Annotated in this window: 1 protein-coding gene; it reads right to left on the bottom strand. The window is 28.6% G+C overall.

All coding sequences use genetic code 11. The annotated features are described in order from the left end of the window. Nucleotides 1-221: 221 nt before the first annotated feature. Nucleotides 222-1,415: a PQQ-binding-like beta-propeller repeat protein gene (locus BP92_RS0113700; protein WP_026726545.1), complete on the bottom strand. Its 1,194-nt coding sequence runs from the start codon at nt 1,413-1,415 to the stop codon at nt 222-224. Between the last annotated feature and the right edge of the window lie 94 nt (nt 1,416-1,509).

Genomic DNA, 1,509 nt, shown 5'->3' with positions numbered 1-1,509 from the left:
AAGATTTTTGGATAACAATTTAAAAAAATTTCTTTCGGAAAAAATAGGAGAGAAGCTTTCGGCGTAAGTTCGGAAAATATGTTGCACACAACGTTCCGGCGCTTGGCGAGGTTGCGAACTTCGGAACCGATTATATTCTATCAAAGATAAAATTTCTTGCAAAATGTAAACGTGAATTTACTACAAAATTCGCAATCTTGCCAAACGCCTGTTAGGCACAGTTATTTTTCAATTTCAATTTCTCGAATGAAAATATTTATATGTTTCGTAAATCCAGTTTCTTTGTAATCTTCTTCTTCACAGATTCCACTAATTAAATAATTATTTCCTGCTTTTGCAATCGAAAAAACACTCAAATTATGTTGAGAATACTCTTTATTAAATTTATAATAACGAGAATCCTCATTATCCCAATTCCAAACCATTTTTTTACTTAAATTAATTTTTGTAATCCAAGGTTTACCATATGAATCTCCGACTACTAAAATGTTTTGAGCATTTTCAAATTCAAAATCGTTAACTTCATAAGAAGTTATATATTTTTTGTCAAATTCTTCCTTTGTCGGCGGTGTTGTAGCCCAACTTCTTATTGCTTTTTTGTAATCATAATTTCGAGGTAGTTCTATTTCAGATTTTTCTATTAGGTTCAAATTATTGTCTAACTTTCCGAAAATCAATTTATCAGAAAGATTATTAAAATGTCCTAAAGCAAATAAAGTATTGTCTTTTGATTTTAGTTTCTTGATTATAAAATCTAATTTTTTGTACTTCCTTTTTCCACCGTTTAAATTTGATGAATATAAAAAAGAAATTGATTTTGAATTGTAATAAGCTAAAATATAGAGTCTATTTTCAAAAAGAACTATTTGTTTTGGTGGTAAAAATGAAAATTCATAATCAACATCTTGTTTAAACTTCTTTTTCCACAAGACTTTACCATTTGTATCAATAGAAAGTTGACAAATATTTTTTGAATGAAAAAAATGACCAACAACATATAAGTTGTCTTTGTCAGAAGTTATGGCGTCAAATGTCAGATATTTTTTATTGAATTTATTAGAATAGTCTTTATTCCAAATAATTTCTCCGTTGGAGTTAAATTTAGTTATTTCACTTCCGCAACTAAAAATAATATTATTGTTAGAGTCTATTAATATTCTTTGTTGAGCGCAAGTTTTTAATTCTTTACGCCAAACTATTTCTCCGTTAGTTTTTATTTTAGCTAAAGTTCCATTTTGAGATAAAACTACGTTATCGCCATTAGAAAATTTCGCCATTTCGATTGGTGGAAATTTTTGGGAGTAATTTGATGAGTTATGAGTGTAAGTGTCAATATTCAGATTCCACGATTCTGAAATTTGACTTTGAACACTAAAAGTCAGTAGAAATATTAATATGATTAATGTGTTTCTCATAATTGTGCCTAACGTTTCGCGGCTTGAAAATGTGGCGAAAATGCAACACCAAGCCTTCACAAATATAACCAAAACTTTAAATTAAACAACTGCG

The organism is Flavobacterium sasangense DSM 21067 (assembly GCF_000686885.1).
Classification (GTDB): Bacteria; Bacteroidota; Bacteroidia; order Flavobacteriales; family Flavobacteriaceae; genus Flavobacterium; species Flavobacterium sasangense.
Note: the sequence above shows the minus strand (reverse complement) of the source record. Positions and strands in the feature narration are given on the sequence as shown.